This is a genomic window from Vibrio sp. R15-SG3-ISO1A, from assembly GCF_059833955.1.
Genome location: NZ_JCBDGH010000055.1, coordinates 1 through 20,914 on the forward strand (window position 1 = coordinate 1; position 20,914 = coordinate 20,914).

Below are 20,914 nucleotides of genomic sequence, written 5' to 3' on the forward strand. Positions count from 1 at the left end.
CCTAGTTCCTAGTTCCTAGTGCCTAGAGGGTGGTTTCTAGAAGCTAGGTGATTGTTTTCTCTAGGAACTAGGCACTTGTTTTCTCTAGGAACTCTCCCCTAAACACCTTTAGTTCGGACTGGAAAACTCAACTGCACTTTTAATCCGCCGCCGCTGCGGTTATTGACGATCACCGAGCCGCTGTGTTGGCTCATGATACGTTTGACGATGGCAAGGCCCAGTCCGGTGCCTTCGCTGCCGCGGGCGGTGTCGCCGCGGGTGAAGGGTTCAAATAATTTGCCGATGTCGCTTTGCTTGATGCCGGGGCCGTTGTCTTCAATCGATACCCAGGCCAGTTTGCTGTCGGCGGTCATGCCGGTTGAGATTTTCACCCAGCCGTTGCCGTAGCGGACGGCGTTGACCACGAGATTGCTGATCGCACGTTTAATGGCAATCGGGCTGCCGCTAATGGGCTTGAGCGCCGGGTGCCAGTGGGTGTCGATTTCCATCTCATAGCCGCCCTCTGCGCTGGCGACGTCACTGGCAATCTCATTGAGTGCCACCTCAACAAACGACTCTTTATTCACCGGTTTAAGGTAATCCATAAACTGGCTGATGATTTCATTGCACTCTTCGGTATCGCTGATGATACCTTCTGCTAAGTAGCTGTCTTCGGGTGACATCATTTCGGTGGCCAGGCGAATGCGCGTGAGCGGGGTGCGTAAATCGTGGCTGATCCCTGCCATCAGCAGCGCGCGATCTTCTTCGAGCGCCTGAATCCCCTTCGACATCTGATTAAACGCTCGTGTGACCGAGCGGATCTCTGAGGCGCCTTGCTCCACCAGTGGCGGTGGGATTTCACCGCGACCCACCACCTTGGCCGCTTTTTCTAGTGCGATCAGCGGACGGTTTTGCAAGCGAATAAACAGCCAACACCCAGCGACAATCAGCAGCGCCATGATGACGCTATTGCGAAACAGGGGCGTGAAATCCTCTTCTTGCAGCTCAGAGAGCGGGATGCGCAGCAGCGAGCCGGGCAGGGACTCGATCTTCATCCACAGCACGTAGCTGTCAGTGCCAAGCATCATCCGCACGTCGGTTGCCGAGCCTAGCTCTTGGCTCATCTCCTCGCTCATCAAATCGATGGTCACCGCATGCTCGTACTCCGCAGCAATCGGGCTGTTTTCGGCGTGAATGGTGACCCCAAGCTGCTCAAGCACTCGGCGACGCAGCGGCGCGTCCATATCGAGCTCGCTGTCCAAGTTTTGCGTATCGTCGAGCATCAAATTGATCTCATGGCCGAGGATCTTATTGAACTGCTGCAAACTGGGCATCAACGCATAGTTGAATACGGCGTAATAGGAGTATACTTGGCTGGCAATCAGCAAGGTCAGAAAGATGAGAATCGATTGAGTGAATGAGCTGCGAATGCGCATGGGGTTTTCCTAGCGGGTCCGAAGGGTGGCTAGGGGATGGGGAGCGCCTTGGGTAGGCGCGCCCCGCTCTCTAGCCGCTTAGGCGTCTTTGCCATCCGGGACAAAGACATAACCTAAGCCCCAAACGGTTTGAATGTATCTTGGCTTGCTGGGATCGACTTCCAACATGCGGCGCAGACGTGAAATCTGTACGTCGATGGAGCGCTCCATCGCGGAGTACTCTCGGCCGCGAGCCATGTTCATCAGTTTATCACGCGACATCGGCTCGCGCGCGTTGGTCACGAGCGCTTTGAGTACCGCAAACTCGCCCGAGGTTAACGGCATCGCTTCCTCGCCGCGGTACATTTCACGCGTGCCGAGGTTTAAGCGAAACTCACCAAACTCAACAATCGACTCAGCAGAACTCGGCGCGCCTGGCAGCTCGACTGTTTGGCGGCGCAGCACCGCTTTAATGCGCGCTAACAACTCACGTGGGTTAAACGGCTTAGGCAAATAGTCATCGGCGCCCACTTCGAGGCCCACGATGCGATCGATTTCATCGCCTTTGGCGGTGAGCATCAGAATCGGTAGTGAGCTGCCGGCGTTGCGCAGGCGGCGACAAATCGACAAGCCATCTTCACCAGGGAGCATAAGGTCGAGCACCATCAAATGAAAGTTCTCGCGGGTTAATAAACGATCCATCTGTTCGCTGTTGGCGACACTGCGTACCTGAAATCCCTGTTCAGACAAGTAACGTTCTAACAATGCACGCAAACGGGCATCGTCATCCACGACGAGGATTTTGTGATTTTCTTGCATGTGTGAATCCACCTATGTCATTCCAATGCGACCGAGTCGATTTGAGTGGGCGCACAGTAAAATGTAACAGAGCGCCGCGCAAAGTGGTGCAAAGAATTGTTAGCGAGTATGACTTTTTTGATATTAAACCGGATCTTAATCGTGGGGCCGGTGAGAGAGGCGCATCAACACTCAGGCTTCTGGTAGGTGATGGCGTTGATGAACCACTCTTTGTCGCCCTCAGGAGTGCGAACGGTGAACTCGTCATCGACCTCTTTTTTGAGGAGCGCGCGCGCCATCGGTGAATCAATGGAGATGTAATCTTTGGCGTCGCCATAAATTTCTTCAGGCCCCACAATTCTGAATTTTTTGACCTCACCCGCTTCATTCTCAATCTCGACCCACGCGCCAAAGAAGACTTTACCTTCTTGTTGCGGCGAGTAGTCCACGATGGTCACCTCAGGGAGAAACTTGCGCAGAAAGCGCACTCGGCGATCGATTTGGCGAAGCAAGCGTTTGTTGAAAGTGTAATCCGCGTTCTCAGAGCGATCGCCAAGGCTGGCCGCCCAGGTGACTATTTTGGTTATTTCCGGACGTTTTTCATTCCATAAATGGTCATGCTCTGCTTTGAGCTTGTTGTAACCTTCGCGGGTGATGAGTTTTGTTTTCACTGCTGTAATCCAAGTTATTGAACCATCTTGCTGGCATGCCAAGCTAAGCTGCCATTGTTGAGCAAGAATTGTTGAGCAAGACTATACTGCCATTTTTTCTCTGCTCCAATGCATGCGCACGCAAAATGTGGGTAAGGGAATCTTGCCTCAGGGGAAATAGCGAGGGTGAGCAAGATAAGCAGAGGGGCCAAGGTGGTGTCCCACTTTAGCCCCTCTAGAAAGGATTATTCGCCGCTTGGCCTTTTCGTCACTAGATAGTCATCATCACTGCTGACCAGAACGCCATATTTGAGGAAGTTCTTGCCCAAAATCATGCTGTAGTGGAAGCGGTCGCGGTCTTGCAAATTGACGCGAATCTTCTTCTCTAGCTCGCCGAGCTTGACGCGCATTTCCACCACTGGGCGCACGTTGGCTTGCTCGCCTTTTTTGGCGCGCACGCTCATCTCATGCACCACCGGCAGGGTGAAGGTCTTTTTATCGCCCCGATCGTTTTCATAGTCAAAACGCACCATCGCTTGACCATCGCGCTCAAAGCGCTCGATGTTTTGCGCGTTAAGTGAGGAGACGTCAGCGCCGGTATCGAGTTTCACCGGGAAGGTGAGCCCTTCCACTTGCGCGACCTCAATGTGGCCGGCCTTAAACAGCGGGTAGCGGCTGAGTAATTCTTCGCTGCGAGTGTTGATCAGCACGCCACCCTCGGTCATGTTGCGGCCGATGATAAAGTGCTCGCGCGGTTCTTTATCGCCAAGCACCTCAATCGCGTATGGCAGCTCCACCTCTTGCCCTTTTAACATAAACGAGCCAAACACCACTGGGCGCGTGGTCTCCCCAACTTTGAGTTTTTTGTGGATCGGTTTGGAGAACTGCTTGGCCTCGCCCTGGCTGTCATTGAGGCCGTTCTTGCTGTCATTGAGATAATAAGTGACCCACTCTTTGCCTTTTTGTTGATAGGTCTCAAAGCTGGCGACTTTCAATAGCGGTGTGCCCACCGTCCAAGAAGCCTCGGCGGGTAGGGCGATACCATCGAGCAGCAGCGTTTCTTGCCCCGTGATTTGAAGCGCCGCTTGCGCTTGACGACTGGAGAGCGTTTGCGCTTTGCCGGCCAACAGATCCGTCGCGCTTGGGTCAATCACAAAGTGCTCGCTGAGCGTCTGTTTACCGAGGCGAATGTCACTGTTTTTGTGCTGGCGGTCGGTGAGATACACCAGCCACTGCTGACTCTTTTGCTCGCCGAGAGTGACAGGCACGTAAACCATAGGGCGCGACTTGCCGCTCACCTTAAGCTCGCGAATCACTGGGCGAGTGAGCGTTTTGCGCTCGCCTTGCGGGCCTTCAATCGTAAAACGCACGTGCATGCCATCGTCACTTACGTCAATGTCACTGGCATCGAGCGCACTGTAGGAGGCGTTTAACGAGTAGCTGACGCGCTGCGCCACGCCGTCAATCTCTACGGTTTCTTTGCGGCCAATCAGTTGCGCGCTGTGCCACGTTTGCAGATGATCGGCGCCGGCAAACACCCAAGCGTGACCTTTGAGGAACGTTTTGCCAATCAAGATTGGCGCTGAAAACTGACTGCGATCGGTTAAGTTGACGTCGGTCTCCACCGTCGTGCCGGCGATGGTCAGCGGCACATTGACCGTCGGGCGCAAAATGGGCTCTGCGCTGGATCGGCTGCGAATCACGCCGACACGCTCGAGGGGTAGAGCCAAGGTGACGCGCTCTCCGCTATAGGGGTGAATGATGGAAAAGCGCACGCTGACTTGATACGGCTCAAACACCGCTCGGTTCCAATCGTTGTAATTAATGTCGCGCACTTGCTCGACGTCTTGGACCAGCGCGCGCATTAACGCCTCATCTTGCCACTGGGCGTAGTCCGGATGTTGGCTAGAGACATGAATGTCGATGGCGTGCATCGAGGTGGTGTCCGCGCCCGTATCAATTTTACCGGCAAAAGGCACCCCTTCAAGAGCGGTTTGCCCTTGTTCATCTTTGACGCTCAGGGTGACGTTTTCGAGTCGACCGAGCACCAATTTTTCATCGAGGCGGGTGATGGGCGCATCAGTGGTCGCGTCGATGCGCGTATCGAATGTGACGTACGCGGCGTCTGCCAGCGCATACGTCGGCGCCAACAGGGAAAGAAGCGTTAAGGAGAGACTGAACCAGAGTTTTTTCATCGCATTTCCATCATGATTAGTGAATGTCACTCGTTGAAATGAGTGAGAGGGGTGCTGAGTGATTAAGTTCGTGACGTTTTCTAGTTCTGACACAATTTTCACACAATTGCCAACCAGTTTGGCGACTATCTTGACCTTGATACTGTTTGAGGTGCGATGCGTCTCGAATGGAAAATCGTTGCATTTCATCGTGCACACCCCAATATATCGCCCATTAAAGAGAAAAATGAGAGCCAACGGATGAGCCAAGCACTCTGCCAATTGATCGCTCAGGAGTTGAATGTTCGCCCTGAGCAAGTCGTGTCTGCCGTCAAGCTGATTGATGATGGCAACACGGTGCCGTTTATCGCCCGTTACCGTAAAGAGGTGACCGGCGGACTCGATGATACCCAACTGCGTACCCTAGATAGCCGCTTATCTTACCTGCGTGAGCTGGATGACCGACGTCAGACCATTCTGAAATCGATTCACGATCAAGGAAAACTCACCCCGGAGCTGAAAGCGCAGATCGAACAAGCCGACAGCAAAACCCGTCTCGAAGATTTATACCTGCCTTACAAACCTAAGCGTCGTACCAAAGGGCAAATCGCCATTGAAGCGGGGCTTGAGCCGCTCGCCGATGCCTTGTGGCATCACCCTGAACATGACCCGGAGCGTGAAGCGCTGCGCTACGTCGATGAAAGTAAAGGGGTTGCCGACAGCAAAGCGGCGCTCGATGGCGCGCGCGCTATCGTGATGGAGCGCTTGGCAGAAGACGCCAGCTTACTGGAAAAGGTGCGCGCCTACTTAACCCGCCACGCCGAGTTGGTCTCACGCGTTGTTGAGGGCAAAGAGCGTGACGGTGAGAAGTTTAAAGATTACTTTGACCACCGCGAGCCGCTCGCCAAAGTGCCGTCTCACCGCGCCTTGGCGATGTTGCGAGGCCGCAATGAAGGCTTCCTTACGCTGACCATGGACGCAGACCCTGCCCAGGAAGAGGGCGTGCGTCAATCCTATTGCGAAACCCTCATCGCCGATCACTACGGCTTATCACTGAGCGATGCCCCTGCCGATGGGTGGCGCAAACAAGTGGTGAGCTGGGCATGGCGCATCAAAATTGCCATGCACATGGAAACCGAACTGATGGGTGCATTGAAAGAGCGCGCAGAGATCGACGCCATTGAGGTGTTCGCCACTAACCTAAAAGATTTGTTGATGGCCGCACCGGCAGGCCCGCGTGCGACGCTTGGCCTTGACCCGGGTCTGCGCACCGGCTCCAAAATTGCCGTGGTGGACGCCACAGGTAAAGTGCTGGCCACTGAGACCATCTACCCGCATCCGCCACAAAACCAATACGACAAAGCAGGCCAAGTGGTGGCCGCGCTGGTCAAGCAGCATCAGGTGGACTTGATTGCGATCGGTAACGGCACCGCCTCGCGTGAGACCGACAGCTTTGTCGCCGATCTGATCAAGCGCTACGGATTGAAAGTGCAGAAAATCATGGTCAGTGAAGCGGGTGCCTCGGTTTATTCGGCGTCTGAGTTGGCGGCGAAAGAGTTCCCGGATCTGGATGTATCGCTGCGCGGCGCGGTATCGATTGCACGTCGCTTGCAAGATCCTTTGGCTGAGCTGGTGAAAATCGATCCTAAATCGATTGGTGTGGGTCAGTACCAACATGACGTGAGCCAAGCAATGTTGGCCAAGCGTTTGGACGCGGTGGTGGAAGACTGTGTGAACGCGGTTGGTGTGGATGTGAATACCGCCTCACCGGCGCTCTTGACGCGCGTAGCGGGCCTAAGCAGCACGCTGGCGCAAAACATTGTTGAATACCGCAATGAACATGGCCGATTTGATACGCGCAGCGCCTTGAAAAAAGTCGCGCGTTTGGGGCCCAAAGCATTTGAACAGTGTGCTGGCTTCTTGCGCATTATGGATGGCAAAAACCCACTCGATGCGTCAGCGGTGCACCCAGAGGCGTACCCTGTGGTGAAAGATATCGCAGAGAAAAATGGCGTGGCGCTTCAATCGCTGATTGGCGACAGTGCGTTCCTGCGCGATCTGCGTGCGGTGGATTACACCAATGAGCATTTTGGTTTGCCAACGGTGACCGACATTATCAAAGAGCTCGACAAACCGGGCCGAGATCCTCGCCCTGAGTTTAAAACCGCGACCTTTGCTGAAGGCGTCAACAAAATCACCGATCTGGAACCGGGTATGGTGCTGGAAGGGGTGGTGTCGAACGTGGCCAACTTTGGCGCCTTCGTCGATATTGGCGTGCACCAAGATGGCTTGGTACATATCTCAGCGCTGACGGATCGCTATGTCGCGGACCCTCGTGATGTGGTGAAAGCCGGCGATATTGTCAAAGTGAAAGTGATGGAAGTGGACGCTGCGCGCAAACGTATCGGCTTGTCGATGCGTCTTAATGATGAGCCAGGGCAAGAGCGCCGCGCCAATGCGCCCCGTCGTCAGAGCCCATCGAATGGCCGTTCGCGCGAGCATGCCAGCAAAGCGAGCCAAGGCGATAGTGCGATTGGGGGAGCGATGGGCGGAGCCTTTGCCGCCGCGTTCGCCAAAGCAAAGCGCTAACCCCAAACCCACTACCCATAACCCTAAACCCCAAACCCAGCATCACCAAGAAAATCCCCGCCACGGCGGGGAATTTTTTTTCGGCATTTCCGAGCGGTGTGTTTGGAGCCTCCAAGCACAGTGTCGCTCAGTACTACAATACCGCAATCACATCTGACGGCGTATTGGGGGCCACGGCATGACCGTAGTGAAACTTAATCACGGTCCGACGTTTTTCCATTTGGCCTTCAGTTATCGCCGCATCGATTATGCGTTTCGGCAAGCGAAAACGCATGGCGTAGCCTTTACCTTGGTGCTCGCTGTAGCTGGCCAGTGACAGCAGCTCGAACAGCCTATCGAGTCTATCTTTAGGCTCTTCACGAATCGCGGCGTGTGACTCTCCACTCTCATCCATCTCATAGCTCGGATGCTCTGAGGGATCCCAAGAGGCGTCACGGCGACGCTTATCGTCGGCTTTCACTTTCCGCTCAGCGTTGCTCTTGGCTAATGCCATTGTCGGACCAATCGGCTCGCGAACTTTGTTCTCCCGAGCCGCTTGCTCCGTTTGCACATTAACCGATGGGGCGATGAGTGGAACACTGACATTCGTTGGTGAAACGAGCATAGCTATCTTCCTCACACCCAACCAAATCCTCACCATACACGGTGATTTTTTGGTATCGATTATTTATCGACCAGTGAACGGAAAAGTTGAGGAGAAGTTCCTAGTGTCTAGTGCCTAGTTCCTAGAGGGGGACTTCTAGGAACTAGTCACTTGTTTTTCTAGGCACTTCTTTTTCTAGGAACTAGGCACTTCTTTTTTCTAGGAACTTACTCCACCCACTCTTTTATGATTTGGCAGAAGTGGTCGAACTCGGTGATAAAGGGGGCGTGTGAGGAGGCGGTGAAGAGATGACTGGTGCTGTGTGGCATTAGGGCGCTGACGTCTTTGGCCACTTTGGCGGGTACGAGACCATCGAGTCGGCCGTACAGGCGCAGTGTGGGTTGTGAGATCGCCGCGAGCTGGTGGCGGTAGTCACAGTCGGCGAGCAAGGTGAGCCCGGTCATTAGGGCGTCGGGATTGGGCGCAGGGCGTGAGAGCACGGCGTGTTTTAACGTCTTGATGTCTTGTCTGGCTGAAGGGCTGCCCATCGCTTGCAGTGCCATAAAGCGCTCGATGGTGAGGGCGAAATCGTCCGCCAACTGCTGGCTAAATTGGCTCAACACCTTAGGGGCAATGCCGCGCCACAGCGAGCGGGATGGGGTTTGGCTCGGCATTTGAGACGCCTCACTGGATGCTAAGGTGCGCTCGCCCGCTTCAAACTTGGGCGAGCTGGCGACGGTGATGAGTTTGCTCACCCGATCTGGGTGGTGCAGCGCAATATGGGTCGCCAATAAACCGCCCAGCGACCAACCCAACCACACCGCATGTGCGGGCGCGTCAACCAGCACCTGCTGCGCCAAATGCGCCATATCGGTAAAGTCATGCTGACTGCTGTGACCAAACCCGGGTAAATCGACCACATGAACATGGTAGTGCGTCGACAGCGCCGTAGCGGTTTGCTGCCAGACCGCGCCATTCATCCCCCAGCCGTGGACCAAGACAAGACTCTGATCTTTCGGATCGCCAAAAGATTGCCAAAATAACCCTTCGTTTGTCGTCTCAATGTCTCGCACTTTTTTCATCCTTATGGTTGGGGGTGGAGGGGGATAATGGGTAATGGGTAATGGGTAATGGGTAATGGGTAATGGGTAGTGGGTAGTGGGTAATAGGTAATAGGGGGAGGTTATGGGTTTTAAGGGGTGGGGTAAAGGGAAAAACAGTAGAAAGACGAGCTTGAACATCTATAGGCACGGTGCCCATCACCTACCACCCACCACCCACTTCCCCTCACCCCCTACCCATCTCTCCATTCTTGCCCCCCACTACTGCGAACTGTGTCAGCTACCCATATCGGCCCACTCGTTGGCGCAGGGGGTATCATCAGCGTCAACTCGTTGGCTGTGTTCGGCGTGTCAGGTTTGGCTGGCGCCAAAGCTGCGGTGTGCGTGTTGCGGGTTGGTGCTGTGTCATGCCGAGGCGCAGTGTGGCGAGTGTTTGACATCGCCGCCGGCTTGGTCACGCTTGGTGTGTGTCGGTGACTACACGCCACCTTTGTCTCGCTACGTGCACAAACTCAAGTATGAGCGCCAATTTTGGCAGGCCGATAAGCTGGCAGAGCTGCTCGCGGCACGTATAGGCCAAGAGGCTGAGACGGCGCCCCTGCTGACCTCAGTGCCGCTGCACTGGCGGCGCTGGCTCTATCGCGGCTTTAATCAGAGTGAGCAATTGGCGCTGGCGTTAGCGCGGCGGCTGAAGGTGAGTTATCAGCCTCTGTTTCGCCGGGTCCGCCACAGCGCCGCGCAGCAGGAGCTGTCCAAGCGTGAGCGGCGGCGCAACTTACACGGGGTGTTTGAGCGTCGCCTTGATGGGCTGGTGGCCGATCATGTCGCGATAGTGGATGATGTGGTGACCACGGGCGAAACCGTCTCACAATTGGCTCGACTACTGCTTGAAGTGGGGGTAAAAAGGGTGGATATTTACGCTCTATGCCGCACTCCCGAACCGGATGATGAGAGTTAAGGTCAACGGCTTGCATTGCCAAGGGGGCGAGGAGTAGAATGGTGAACAAATAGCCTACAAAATTACTCAGGTATTCGTCGTGTCAAAACCTATTATTATTACAGAAACCGCACAAAAGCACTTTGCTAACCTACTGGGTCAGCAACCCGAGGGCACCAATATTCGCGTGTTCGTTGTTAATCCGGGCACTCAAAACGCCGAGTGTGGCGTCTCTTACTGTCCACCAGAAGCGGTCGAAGCGACCGATACGGAACTCACTTTCGATGGTTTCTCAGCGTATGTGGATGAGCTGAGTCTGCCGTTCCTTGAAGACGCTGAAATCGATTTTGTCACTGATAAAATGGGCTCTCAGCTGACGCTCAAAGCGCCAAACGCGAAAATGCGTAAAGTGTCGGACGATGCGCCGCTCGTAGAACGTGTTGAGTACGTGATCCAAACTCAAGTGAACCCGCAGCTCGCTGGGCACGGTGGTCATGTCAATCTGGTTGAAATCACCGATGCCGGCGTGGCCATTGTGGCGTTTGGCGGCGGCTGTAACGGCTGTTCTATGGTCGATGTGACGCTCAAAGAAGGTATCGAGAAGCAGCTGCTGCAAGAGTTTGCGGGTGAGCTGTCGGCCGTACGTGATGCGACTGAGCACGATCGCGGCGAGCACTCTTACTACTAATTCTGACAGCGCTATTGAGAGGCATCCTTCGGGGTGCCTTTTTTATATCGAAAGTGCGCCTATTTGGGCTCGATATTTTCGCGCGGTTTTTCTCAATCGATCCTAGGATCTTCGCAGTGATTCCCCTATATTAATGATTATTATTCATTTCCCCCAGTGATGGAGTAAGCGCGTGGCGAAACAGACGCCGCCAGAGATTCTGGCAAAAAACACCGTGGCGAAGTCCAAATTGTTTGCGATAGAAGCGCTCGACTTGCGCTTTAGCAATGGCGAAACCCGTACGTATGAGCGTATGAAGCCCAGTGGTCGAAACGCGGTGATGATGGTGCCCATCACAGAGCAAGGGGATCTGTTGTTGGTTCGAGAGTACGCGGCCGGTACGGAACGCTACGAATTGGGGTTCCCCAAAGGGCTGATTGACCCGGGTGAGTCAGCCAGTGAAGCGGCCTGCCGAGAGCTGAAAGAAGAAATTGGTATGGGCGCACGTACCTTAATCCCCCTTAAAGAGGTGGTGTTAGCGCCGTCCTACTTCTCGAGCCGCATGACCCTGTTTATTGCCAAGGATCTCTATCCTGAACAGTTGCAAGGGGACGAACCGGAACCATTGGAAGTGATTCGCTGGCCGTTGGCGCAAGCGGATGAGCTTCTTACGCATCTTGATTTTTGTGAAGCGCGAAGCATTACGGCGTTGCTATTAGCACTGCGCCATTCTTAGCACTGCGTTATGAGCGAGCGGGATACGGCCTCCCGCGCGCCAAGGATTTGCCATTATGCCTAAAACCCAAGACCTGTCTCATCATCTCCCCGCGGTAATCGATATTGCGCGCTCTGCTGGGCAATTGATCCTCGATATTTATGAGAAGAAAGAGTACCAAGAGTACACCAAGAGCGACGAAACGCCGGTCACCAGTGCTGACATCGCCGCGCACAAATTGATTGTCGAAAAGCTCTCTGAATTGACGCCGGATATTCCGGTGCTGTCAGAAGAAGCGGCGGACATCAGCTTGTCAAAACGTGCAGAGTGGGACAAATATTGGTTGGTCGATCCGCTTGATGGGACGCAGGAGTTCATTGCGCGCAGCGGTGATTTCGCCACCATCATTGCCCTTATCGACAACAATCAGCCTGTGATGGGCGTGGTGTATGGGCCGGTCTCTGGGGTCACGTATTACGCTTACCAAGGCAAAGGGGCGTGGAAAATCCCCGATATGAGTGAAAGCGTGCGCATCAAAACTCACCAGCATGATGGCAAAGCGTACCCGATTGCGATTGCGATCAGCCGCAGGCAGAACATCAACCGTATCACCTCCCGCATGAGCAGCCAGTGGAATTATGACCTAGTCCCACTCGGCTCTGCCGCACTGAAAGCGTGTTTGGTGGCCGAAGGCGCAGTCGATTGCTACTTGCGACTTGGACCAACCGGTGAATGGGACACCGCCGCGACCCAGTGCATCGTCCAAGAAGCCGGAGGACGCATTCTCAGCACCCACCTCGAACCCCTTTCCTACAACGAGCGCGAGACGCTCGAGAACCCCAATTTTATCGTCCTCGGCGATGAAGCACTGCCGTGGGAGAAGATATTGAAGGTGAAGGGGTGAGTGATGGGTAATGGGTGATAGGTGATAGGTGATAGGTGATAGGTGATAGGTGATGGGGCGCTGCGCTTGTGGGTAAATGTACTCACCACCCGCAACCCATTACCCACAACCCTCTACCTACGCCTTCGCGTAAATATCACGCTCGCCCAACCAACGCTCTATGATCGCTTGGGTGTGGTCAGGATAGTTGAGATGCAGGTAGCGCGCGATGCGTTGCACTTCGGGGACGAGCCGTTGATCGCGTATCAGATCGGCAATCTTAAAATCGGCCATGCCGGTTTGTTTGGTGCCGAGCAGCTCGCCTGGGCCGCGAATTTCGAGATCGCGTTGGGCTATCACAAAGCCATCGTTGCTTTCCCTCAAAACACCTAATCGCTTTTGCGCCGTTTTAGACAGCGGCGCGTGATACAAGAGCACACAATGGCTCGCGACCGAGCCTCGTCCGACACGGCCACGCAACTGGTGAAGCTGCGCGAGGCCGAGGCGTTCTGGGTTTTCAATGATCATCAAGCTGGCATTGGGGACATCGACCCCAACTTCAATCACCGTCGTGGCGACCAACAAGTGCAGTTGATTATCTTTAAACGCCTGCATCACCGCCTGCTTCTCGGCCGGTTTCATTCGCCCGTGGACTAAACCAATCTTGAGGTCCGCCAGCGTGCGCTGTAACTCCTCTGCAGTATCGGCGGCGGCTTGCGCCTCGAGCACTTCCGACTCATCAATCAAGGTGCACACCCAATACGCTTGCTTGCCCTCGTTTAAGCAGGCATGACGTACGCGCTCAACAATGGTGTCGCGTTTGGTGTCTGGGATGGCGACGGTTTGAATCGGCGTCCGACCGGGGGGAAGCTCATCGATGACGGAGGTTTCAAGGTCTGCGTACGCCGTCATGGCGAGGGTGCGCGGAATGGGCGTCGCCGTCATGATCAGTTGATGCGGATACGCGCCCTGCTGCTCGCCTTTTTCACGCAGCTCTAGCCGCTGGTGGACACCAAAGCGGTGCTGCTCATCGATGATCACTAGGGCTAACTGAGAAAAGTTGACCTGCTCCTGGAATAGCGCATGGGTGCCGACCACCATTTGCGCCTCGCCAGAGGCAATGCGCTCGAGTTGGGTCTGCTTGGCCTTGCCTTTGAGCTTGCCCGCCAGCCAGCCGACTTGAATGCCCATTGGCTCAAACCACTGGCTAAAGTTTAATGCGTGCTGCTCTGCCAGCAGTTCGGTGGGCGCCATCAAGGCCACTTGTTTGCCTGGCTCCAAGGCGCGCACGGCGGCCAGTGCCGCGACCAAGGTTTTGCCTGAGCCGACATCCCCTTGCACTAAGCGCATCATCGGGTGCGGCTTGGCGAGATCGCTCTCAATCTCTTCGACGACTCGGCGCTGAGCATTCGTCGGAGAGAACGGCAGGGCGTCTAGCAACTGTTGTTTCAGCGTTTGACTCGGCGGCAGCGCGATCGCCGCCTCTTTTTGCCCTTGGCTGCGCACCGCGAGCATTGATAGGTTTTGCGCCAGCAGCTCTTCCATGATGAGGCGCACTTGCGCCGGGTGTTTGCCCTCATCAAACTGTTCCAAATTGATGTTCGGTGGTGGGCGATGAATGGTGTGCAGCGCTTGATTGAGGGTAATTTGGCTATCATAGAGCCCGGCAGGGAGCAGCTCTTGCACCGCCGATTTATCGAGCAATGCGAGCGCTTGTTCTGTCAGGTTACGCAGGGTGAGTTGGCGCAGACCATCGGTGGTTGGGTAGACGGGCGTTAAACTCGGCTCCGTCTCAACCGGTTGCTGCGGCGTGTAAAACTTGTAATCCGGATGGACAATCTCTAACCCGTAGCTGCCGCGTTTGATTTCCCCATAAGCATGCACCGTTTTGCCTTCCGCGAATTGATTTTTCATCCCAGCGGTGAAGTTAAAAAAGCGCAGTGTGAGGGTGCCGTTGCCATCACTGAGTTTGACCGCCAACATTTTGCGCTTGCCAAACAGGGTATCGACACTCATCACCTTACCCTGCACCGCTGCCCATAGCCCAGCGTGCAGTTTAACAATGGGGTAGACCCGAGTGCGATCTTCATAGCGCAGCGGTAAGTGAAACAGTAAATCCTGCACCGACAGCAGCCCGACTTTGGCCAATTTCTCTGCCACTTTCGCCCCGACACCCGCCAGAGAGGTCAGTGGAATAGCCGACAAAAGTTGGGACATAGCTTCGCTCACGCAATGATTAATGATGGGGATAGTTAAGCATTTATCTGTGTTTTTGTACAGTGGGTAATGGGTAATGGGTAATGGGTAATGGGTAATGGGTAATGGGTAATGGGTGATGGGTGATGGGTGTATTTACCTACAAGCGCAGCGCCCCACCACCCATCACCCCCAAACCTACCTACTCTGCATCTGCGCCCACCACTCTTTATCTGCGACGATTTGGCCTTGCTCATCGAGGGGAGGGTAAGGGAGCTGTTTGCGTTTGGCGACTTTGGCGAGCACGGGGTGGCCGCGCTCAAAGAGGATGCGGTGGATGGTCTCGGCGGGGAGGGCGCTTTGTGCGTTGTCGTACATGCCGGCGGCTTGGCGTTGGCGCTGGGCTTCATAAAGAATCACTGCGCTGGCGACCGAGACATTGAGCGATTGCACCATGCCGACCATAGGGATAATGATGTCTTGATCGGCGAGCGCTTTGGCTTGCTCTGACGCGCCGATTTTTTCACTGCCGAGGATCACCGCCGTCGGTTTGGTGTAATCAATCTGACGAAAATCGACCGCCGTTTCTGAGAGATTGGTGACCAGCACTTGCATGCCTTGACGTTTGAGCTCACCCATCGCGTCTTCGATGGTGTCGTGCGTTTCCACTTCCACCCAGTTGCGCGCGCCCGCCGACGTGTGGCTTAAGGTGCGCATTTTATCAGGCCAAACCGCGTGCACTTTGTGAATGCCGGTGGCGTCGGCGCTGCGGATCACCGCCGAGACGTTATTGGGCTTGTGGACTTCTTCGAGGCAAAGGGTCAAATCCGCTTGGCGCGCTTTTAACACTTCTTGAATGCGTTGGTAACGTTCTAAATTCATGGTGTTAGGGCCTAGTTGATAAAGAATGTGGTGTTCAAAAATGGATGATAAAGAAAGCGGCCCTAAAGACCGCTTTCTGATATGGATGGGGATCAGTACTTTCTACGGCGCACTTTGAGCGTGTGCGGCATGGCTTTAATCTTGCGCATGATGCCCGCTAAGTGGACGCGATCTTTGGTGGTGAGTACCACAGTCACTGTGTACAAACGGCCATCACGCTCTTCGGTCGAGAGACCGTGAATGTTGGAGCCGGTTTGTGAAATGACGTTGGTCAGCTCCGCAAGGGCGCCTTGACGGTTTTGCACATCGACACGCAGCTCAGCGATAAACTCTTGATCGTAATCGTCTGACCACTCCACCGCCATGTACTTATCTGGCTCTTTTTCGTGGTTGCGCACGTTCGGGCACGTCTCACGGTGCACCACCAGTCCTCGACCCGGAGAGACGTGAGCAATGATGTGATCGTCCGGAATCGGATGACAACAGTTGGCAAACGTCAGCAAGATGCCTTCTGCGCCGCGGATCGGCAGCTTCTTCTTCGGCTTGCCGTCGGTGTTGATGACTTCGGTGAGCTCATCGGCGTCGCCAAGCAGTCTGCGGGCGATGACAATACTCATCAACTCACCCAAACCGATAGCGGCGAGCAGATCATTGAGAGATTTGATTTTCAGATCGCTCAAGACGTGATTGATGTTCTCTTCATTGATGTCGGAAACCGACAAATCACCTAAGGCGTGATTGAGCAAACGGCGGCCAAGGGTAATCGACTCTTCACGGCGCATGGTTTTCAGCACTTGACGAATCTTGGTGCGCGCACGTGAGGTCACGACGTAGTTGAGCCATGCGGCATTCGGACGGGCGCCCGGTGCGCTGATGATCTCAATCGTCTGGCCGTTTTTCAGCGCTTTGCTGAGAGGGTAAGGGTTGCGATCGACGCGCGCGCCGACACAGGTGTTGCCGACATCGGTATGCACGGCATACGCAAAATCGACCGCAGTGGCGCCGACAGGCAGCTCCACGATGCGCCCTTTAGGGGTGAAGACGTAAATCTCATCTGGGAAGAGATCCGATTTGACGTTTTCAATAAATTCGAACGAGTTGCCCGCGCTTTGCTGGAGCTCAAGCAGGCTCTGCATCCAGCGCTGCGCTTTGACTTGCGCGGTGGTGCCGGTACGCTCGCCATTGCCTTTGTAAGACCAGTGCGCTGCGACCCCTTTGTCCGCCATCTGATCCATATCTTCGGTGCGAATTTGCACTTCGACAGGCACGCCGTGTGGGCCGACCATCGAGGTATGCAAAGACTGATAGCCGTTCGCTTTCGGCACCGCAATGTAATCTTTCATACGCCCCGGACGAGGCTTGTAGAGCGAGTGCACTTGGCCCAGTACACGATAGCAGGTGTCAGCGGTGTCCACCACCACACGAAATGCGTAGATGTCCATAATGGTGTGAAAGCGCTGCTCTTTGGTCTTCATCTTGTTGTAGATGGAGAAGAGGTTTTTCTCACGCCCCACCACACGCGCAGACAGGCCCACTTCTTCCAGTCGGCCTTCAATTTCGGTGTGGATGCGTTGAATCATCTCTTTACGGTTACCCCGAGCGGCCCTGACGACCTCTTTTAACACGCGATAGCGGTTAGGGTAGAGCGCTTCAAAACCAAGCTCTTCCAGTTCGGTTTTAATATTATGGATACCCAAGCGATGCGCCAAGGGTGAGTAGATTTCGAGAGTTTCGCGTGCGATGCGACGCTTTTTATCTGGGCGCAGTGCGCCGAGCGTGCGCATGTTGTGCGTGCGGTCTGCCAGTTTGATCAAAATGACGCGGATGTCTTGCACCATCGCAAGGACCATCTTACGAAAGTTCTCAGCCTGAGCTTCCTTGCGATCACGAAACTTGAGCTTATCCAGCTTAGAGACGCCATCGACCAGCTCTGCGACGGTGTTGCCAAACTTCTCTTCTAGCTGCTCTTTGGTGACATCACAATCTTCGATGACATCGTGCAAAAGGGCGGCTTGGAGGGTTTCAATATCCAGGCGCATTTCCGCCAAGATACGAGCAACAGCAACAGGGTGGATGATGTATGGTTCCCCGCTTGAGCGGGTTTGCCCTTCATGGGCATCTTTCGCTACCACATAAGATTGACGCAGAGCCTCAATTTGAGGCTCTGTTAGGTATTCTTGGGCAACGTCTTTGAGGCTATCGAATAGATACAAATTTTAGGCCCGGCAGAGTGTGATGAAGAGGATTATCGACCGTGAGCAATGCTGCTAACAGCGGCAAGTTCAGCGGCTTCTTGCTCTTGCTGCTCTTGACGCTCACGCGCATCTAGGATCTCTTTTGTGATAAGGCTTTCTTCGATTTCGCGCAGAGCGATAACCGTTGGCTTATCGTTCTCTTCTGGCACCAGTGAATCTTTGCCGCCAGTTTGCATTTGACGAGCGCGGCGAGCCGCAATGAGAACTAGGTCGAAACGGTTGCCAACTTTTTCAACAGCGTCTTGAACAGTTACGCGTGCCATAAGGACTCCAAATAGTTAACTAAAATTTTGTATGACGAGAAATTATACAAGATCTCGTAGAGAATAGTCTAGATTCTTATTTCAACAACGCATCCAGCATGCCTTTGTACTTGAGGGCTTGCTTATCTTGCTTGAGGCGTTCGGCGCGAATGATGGCTTTAAAGTCCATCAGCGCGTTATCGAAATCATCATTGATGATCACGTAGTCGTATTCGTTGTAGTGAGAAATTTCCGATTTCGCTTCCGCCATGCGTTTTGCGATCACCGCTTCACTGTCTTGGCCGCGCGCGTTCAGGCGGCGTTCCAACTCACCGTTTGACGGCGGCAGGATGAATAAGCTCTTAGCTTGTGGCATTTGCTCGCGAATTTGACGCGCGCCTTGCCAGTCAATGTCGAGGAAGACGTCGATGCCTTTATCGAGGTTTTGCTCGATCCACGGGCGAGAGGTGCCGTAGTAGTTGCCAAACACTTCCGCGTATTCCAAAAACGCACCTTGTTCGATCAGCGCTTCAAACTGCTCTTTTTGCACAAAGTGGTAGTGCACGCCATCTTGCTCACCCGGGCGCATGCCACGTGTCGTGTGCGACACGGACACTTTCATTGCGTAGGTAGGGTTGGTTTCCAGCATGGCTGAAATCAAGCTCGATTTACCCGCGCCGCTGGGCGCAGAAACAATGTATAGGGTGCCTTTGGCCATAAGGTTACGTCCACCATAAGATTCGATGTATTAAAGATAGCACTGACCGCGGGCATAACGTCAGTCAAGAGCGCGATTTCTCTCAACCTCGGTGGCGAAAATTCGGCCAGAAAAAGGGAGGCGAAGAGTAGCATGGATCGGGGGGAGTGACTAGGGGGGAGGTGGGTAAGGGGTGGTAGGTAATGGGTTAGGGGTAATGGGTATTAGGTTGGGGGAATGTTCTTGACATGGTCCTTTCATCCATCAAAATTTCACCACCCACCACCCACCACCCACCACCCACCACCCACCACCCACCACCCACCACCCACCACCCACCACCCACCACCCACCACCCACCACCCACCACCCACCACCCACCACCCACCATTTCCAAACCAGTTGAAATCCGTTCCCATCTCATTACAATTCGCGCAAACGTTTGGCTTGTTGCGGGCATTGCTGCTGGCGATGGGCTATGGCCCTCTTATTTATCTATCGATAGGTTGTATTGTGAGTTCTGACACTGCACTTCCTCGCTCAGCCAACGCTGGGTGGCTTGAATCCACTTTTCATATCTCTGCGCGCAAATCGACCCTAGGCACGGAGCTGTACGCCGGGTTTATTACTTTTTTGGCGATGAGTTACATCTTGGCGGTCAACCCCGCGATTTTGGGTGACATCCCAGGCATGGACCGCGGCGCGATTTTCACCGCCACAGCACTGGCGGCGGCGGCAGCCACGCTGATCATGGGCGTGTTTGGTAACTACCCTGTGATGCTGGCGCCAGGCATGAGCATGAATGGCTTCTTTAAAGGCATGCTGCTGAGCGGCTCGGTGGCGCTGGTGTGGCACGAAGCGCTGCTCGGGATCTTCTTCTCTGGAGTGCTCTATCTGATTTTGTCGATGACCCATATTCGCAAGGCGATGATTGAGTCTATTCCAGAAGATCTCAAATTGGCGATCACCGTATCGCTTGGCCTGTTTATCGCCTTTTTGGGCTTGAAAAATGCCGGTATCATCGTCTCGAACCCGATCATCTTGGTCAGCATGGGCAAAATCAATGACCCGCAAGTGATCATTGCCTACATCAGTATCCTTATTGCGCTTGGCTGCATGATTCGTGACATCAAACTGGCGACCTTTATCTCGTTTGTATCGGCGATTGTGTTGACCGTTGTGGCCGACTGGATGCTAGGGACGCAAAACGCCCCCATCCCAGAGAGCCTAGTGGCTGCGCCGCCAAGCCTGTCGGGCAGCGTTGGCGCGATTTTCAATTTTTCAGGGCTGACGGCCGACAAGCTGTTTGATCTGCTGTTTATTGTGGTGATTTTCCTGATTGTCGATTTCTTTGATGGCCTCAGCACCATTGTTGGCGTCGGCCGAGATGCGGGCATCATCGACAAAGATGGCAAAGTGCCAAATGCGCGCTCGGCGCTGGTTGCGGACGCAGGCGGCACCGTGATTGGCTCTGTGCTGGGTACGACTTCAGTCACCGCATTCTCAGAATCGGGCATTGCCTCTGCGCAAGGCGCGAAAACTGGCCTGGCTGCGGTGGTGGTCGCGGGGCTCTTCTTGGTGTCGCTGTTCCTATACCCGCTCTTTTCCATCTTCTCTGCGGCCATGGTCGCCCCGGCGATGGTGGTGGTCGGCATCTACATGATTGGTCGCCTTGGCCAAATCCGCTGGGAGCAAAAAGAGTCTCGCATTGCGGCGTTTTTCACCATCATGTTCACCGTACTGAGCTTCTCACCGGCCAACGGCATGGCGATGGGCTTTATCAGCTACGCCTTTAGCATGGTGGTAGCAGGCAAAGCCAAGCAGGTTCACCCTGTCATTTATGTGCTGTCTGGGCTATTTATGGCGTATTTGGTGCTTTTATAATCGCGGACATATGGCTGCCATCGCCATTATTGCTATTGCAGACACAACAAGGGCGGCATCAAGGCCGCCCTTTTGACATCCCATTACCTTAGGGCAAGTGACTTATTTGCCTTTACTTGGTTTGATGGAGGTATGCCTTGCGACGTAACTTTGCAGTGCATCTTTTTCTTCATCATTAATCAGGCCACTGGCAAGCAAGTCATTATGGTAGTGCGCCATACAACTGACAACTTGGCCTTTGTTGCGCGCCTCTTGCTGACACGCGCTCCATTGCACACTCCATAGCGTGCTCAATGGCACACCTTGA

Annotated in this window: 18 protein-coding genes; 6 read left to right on the plus strand and 12 right to left on the minus strand. The window is 54.4% G+C overall.

Annotated elements, in window-relative coordinates:
- Positions 1-98 precede the first annotated feature (98 nt).
- From envZ to AC6R0L_RS07810, 4 genes are all read right to left on the minus strand, one after another.
- Entirely contained in the window at positions 99-1,415 is a 1,317-nt protein-coding gene (gene envZ, locus AC6R0L_RS07795) for a two-component system sensor histidine kinase EnvZ (RefSeq protein ID WP_500628798.1), read from the minus strand.
- Between the two features lie 78 nt (positions 1,416-1,493).
- Positions 1,494-2,213, minus strand: coding sequence for an osmolarity response regulator transcription factor OmpR (ompR, locus tag AC6R0L_RS07800; RefSeq protein ID WP_500626432.1), 720 nt, complete (start codon positions 2,211-2,213; stop codon positions 1,494-1,496).
- Positions 2,214-2,377: 164 nt separating this feature from the next.
- Positions 2,378-2,863: a transcription elongation factor GreB gene (gene greB, locus AC6R0L_RS07805; RefSeq protein WP_487903067.1), complete on the minus strand. Its 486-nt coding sequence runs from the start codon at positions 2,861-2,863 to the stop codon at positions 2,378-2,380.
- A gap of 224 nt (positions 2,864-3,087) precedes the next feature.
- Positions 3,088-5,037, minus strand: a complete 1,950-nt coding sequence (locus AC6R0L_RS07810) for a putative ATP-dependent zinc protease (RefSeq protein ID WP_500628799.1) — start codon at positions 5,035-5,037, stop codon at positions 3,088-3,090.
- 240 nt (positions 5,038-5,277) lie between these two features.
- On the opposite strand from AC6R0L_RS07810, the gene AC6R0L_RS07815 reads away from it, so the two are divergent.
- Positions 5,278-7,605, plus strand: coding sequence for a Tex family protein (locus AC6R0L_RS07815; protein WP_500628800.1), 2,328 nt, complete (start codon positions 5,278-5,280; stop codon positions 7,603-7,605).
- A 133-nt stretch (positions 7,606-7,738) separates the two neighbouring features.
- Here the strand turns inward: AC6R0L_RS07815 and AC6R0L_RS07820 are convergent, their stop codons facing one another.
- Together AC6R0L_RS07820 and bioH are read right to left on the minus strand one after the other, a co-directional pair.
- Positions 7,739-8,209, minus strand: coding sequence for an ATP-dependent Lon protease (locus AC6R0L_RS07820; RefSeq protein ID WP_334554907.1), 471 nt, complete (start codon positions 8,207-8,209; stop codon positions 7,739-7,741).
- Between the two features lie 206 nt (positions 8,210-8,415).
- Complete coding sequence (gene bioH / locus AC6R0L_RS07825; RefSeq protein WP_500628801.1) at positions 8,416-9,270, minus strand: pimeloyl-ACP methyl ester esterase BioH; 855 nt, start codon at positions 9,268-9,270, stop codon at positions 8,416-8,418.
- A gap of 103 nt (positions 9,271-9,373) precedes the next feature.
- Here bioH and AC6R0L_RS07830 point away from each other — a divergent pair, with 103 nt between their 5' ends.
- The 4 genes from AC6R0L_RS07830 to cysQ all read left to right on the plus strand — a co-directional run bounded on the left by AC6R0L_RS07830 (position 9,374) and on the right by cysQ (position 12,472).
- Positions 9,374-10,207, plus strand: a complete 834-nt coding sequence (locus AC6R0L_RS07830) for a phosphoribosyltransferase family protein (protein ID WP_500628802.1) — start codon at positions 9,374-9,376, stop codon at positions 10,205-10,207.
- A gap of 79 nt (positions 10,208-10,286) precedes the next feature.
- On the plus strand, positions 10,287-10,874 hold the full coding sequence (gene nfuA, locus AC6R0L_RS07835) for a Fe-S biogenesis protein NfuA (protein ID WP_487903061.1): 588 nt from the start codon (positions 10,287-10,289) through the stop codon (positions 10,872-10,874).
- 172 nt (positions 10,875-11,046) lie between these two features.
- The gene (gene nudE, locus AC6R0L_RS07840) at positions 11,047-11,589 is read left to right on the plus strand and encodes an ADP compounds hydrolase NudE (RefSeq protein WP_334554899.1); all 543 of its coding nucleotides are present in this window, start codon (positions 11,047-11,049) and stop codon (positions 11,587-11,589) included.
- Positions 11,590-11,644: 55 nt separating this feature from the next.
- Positions 11,645-12,472 carry a 3'(2'),5'-bisphosphate nucleotidase CysQ gene (gene cysQ / locus AC6R0L_RS07845; RefSeq protein WP_500628803.1) on the plus strand — a complete coding sequence of 276 codons (828 nt, stop codon included), beginning with the start codon at positions 11,645-11,647 and terminating at the stop codon, positions 12,470-12,472.
- 117 nt (positions 12,473-12,589) lie between these two features.
- Here cysQ and recG read toward each other — a convergent pair whose 3' ends face one another.
- The 5 genes from recG to gmk all read right to left on the minus strand — a co-directional run bounded on the left by recG (position 12,590) and on the right by gmk (position 18,744).
- On the minus strand, positions 12,590-14,668 hold the full coding sequence (gene recG, locus AC6R0L_RS07850) for an ATP-dependent DNA helicase RecG (RefSeq protein WP_500628804.1): 2,079 nt from the start codon (positions 14,666-14,668) through the stop codon (positions 12,590-12,592).
- A 177-nt stretch (positions 14,669-14,845) separates the two neighbouring features.
- Positions 14,846-15,529, minus strand: coding sequence for a tRNA (guanosine(18)-2'-O)-methyltransferase TrmH (gene trmH / locus AC6R0L_RS07855; protein ID WP_500627782.1), 684 nt, complete (start codon positions 15,527-15,529; stop codon positions 14,846-14,848).
- 92 nt (positions 15,530-15,621) lie between these two features.
- The gene (gene spoT / locus AC6R0L_RS07860; protein WP_500628805.1) at positions 15,622-17,742 is read right to left on the minus strand and encodes a bifunctional GTP diphosphokinase/guanosine-3',5'-bis pyrophosphate 3'-pyrophosphohydrolase; all 2,121 of its coding nucleotides are present in this window, start codon (positions 17,740-17,742) and stop codon (positions 15,622-15,624) included.
- Positions 17,743-17,774: 32 nt separating this feature from the next.
- A complete protein-coding gene (gene rpoZ, locus AC6R0L_RS07865; protein ID WP_487903057.1) occupies positions 17,775-18,047 on the minus strand; it encodes a DNA-directed RNA polymerase subunit omega in 273 nt (90 codons plus the stop codon).
- Positions 18,048-18,123: 76 nt separating this feature from the next.
- Positions 18,124-18,744 carry a guanylate kinase gene (gene gmk, locus AC6R0L_RS07870; RefSeq protein ID WP_334554887.1) on the minus strand — a complete coding sequence of 207 codons (621 nt, stop codon included), beginning with the start codon at positions 18,742-18,744 and terminating at the stop codon, positions 18,124-18,126.
- 492 nt (positions 18,745-19,236) lie between these two features.
- Here gmk and AC6R0L_RS07875 point away from each other — a divergent pair, with 492 nt between their 5' ends.
- Positions 19,237-20,607: an NCS2 family permease gene (locus tag AC6R0L_RS07875; protein WP_500628806.1), complete on the plus strand. Its 1,371-nt coding sequence runs from the start codon at positions 19,237-19,239 to the stop codon at positions 20,605-20,607.
- Positions 20,608-20,709: 102 nt separating this feature from the next.
- Here AC6R0L_RS07875 and AC6R0L_RS07880 read toward each other — a convergent pair.
- Positions 20,710-20,914 (minus strand): hypothetical protein (locus AC6R0L_RS07880; protein ID WP_500628807.1); only part of this gene is annotated, 205 nt, incomplete at its 5' end.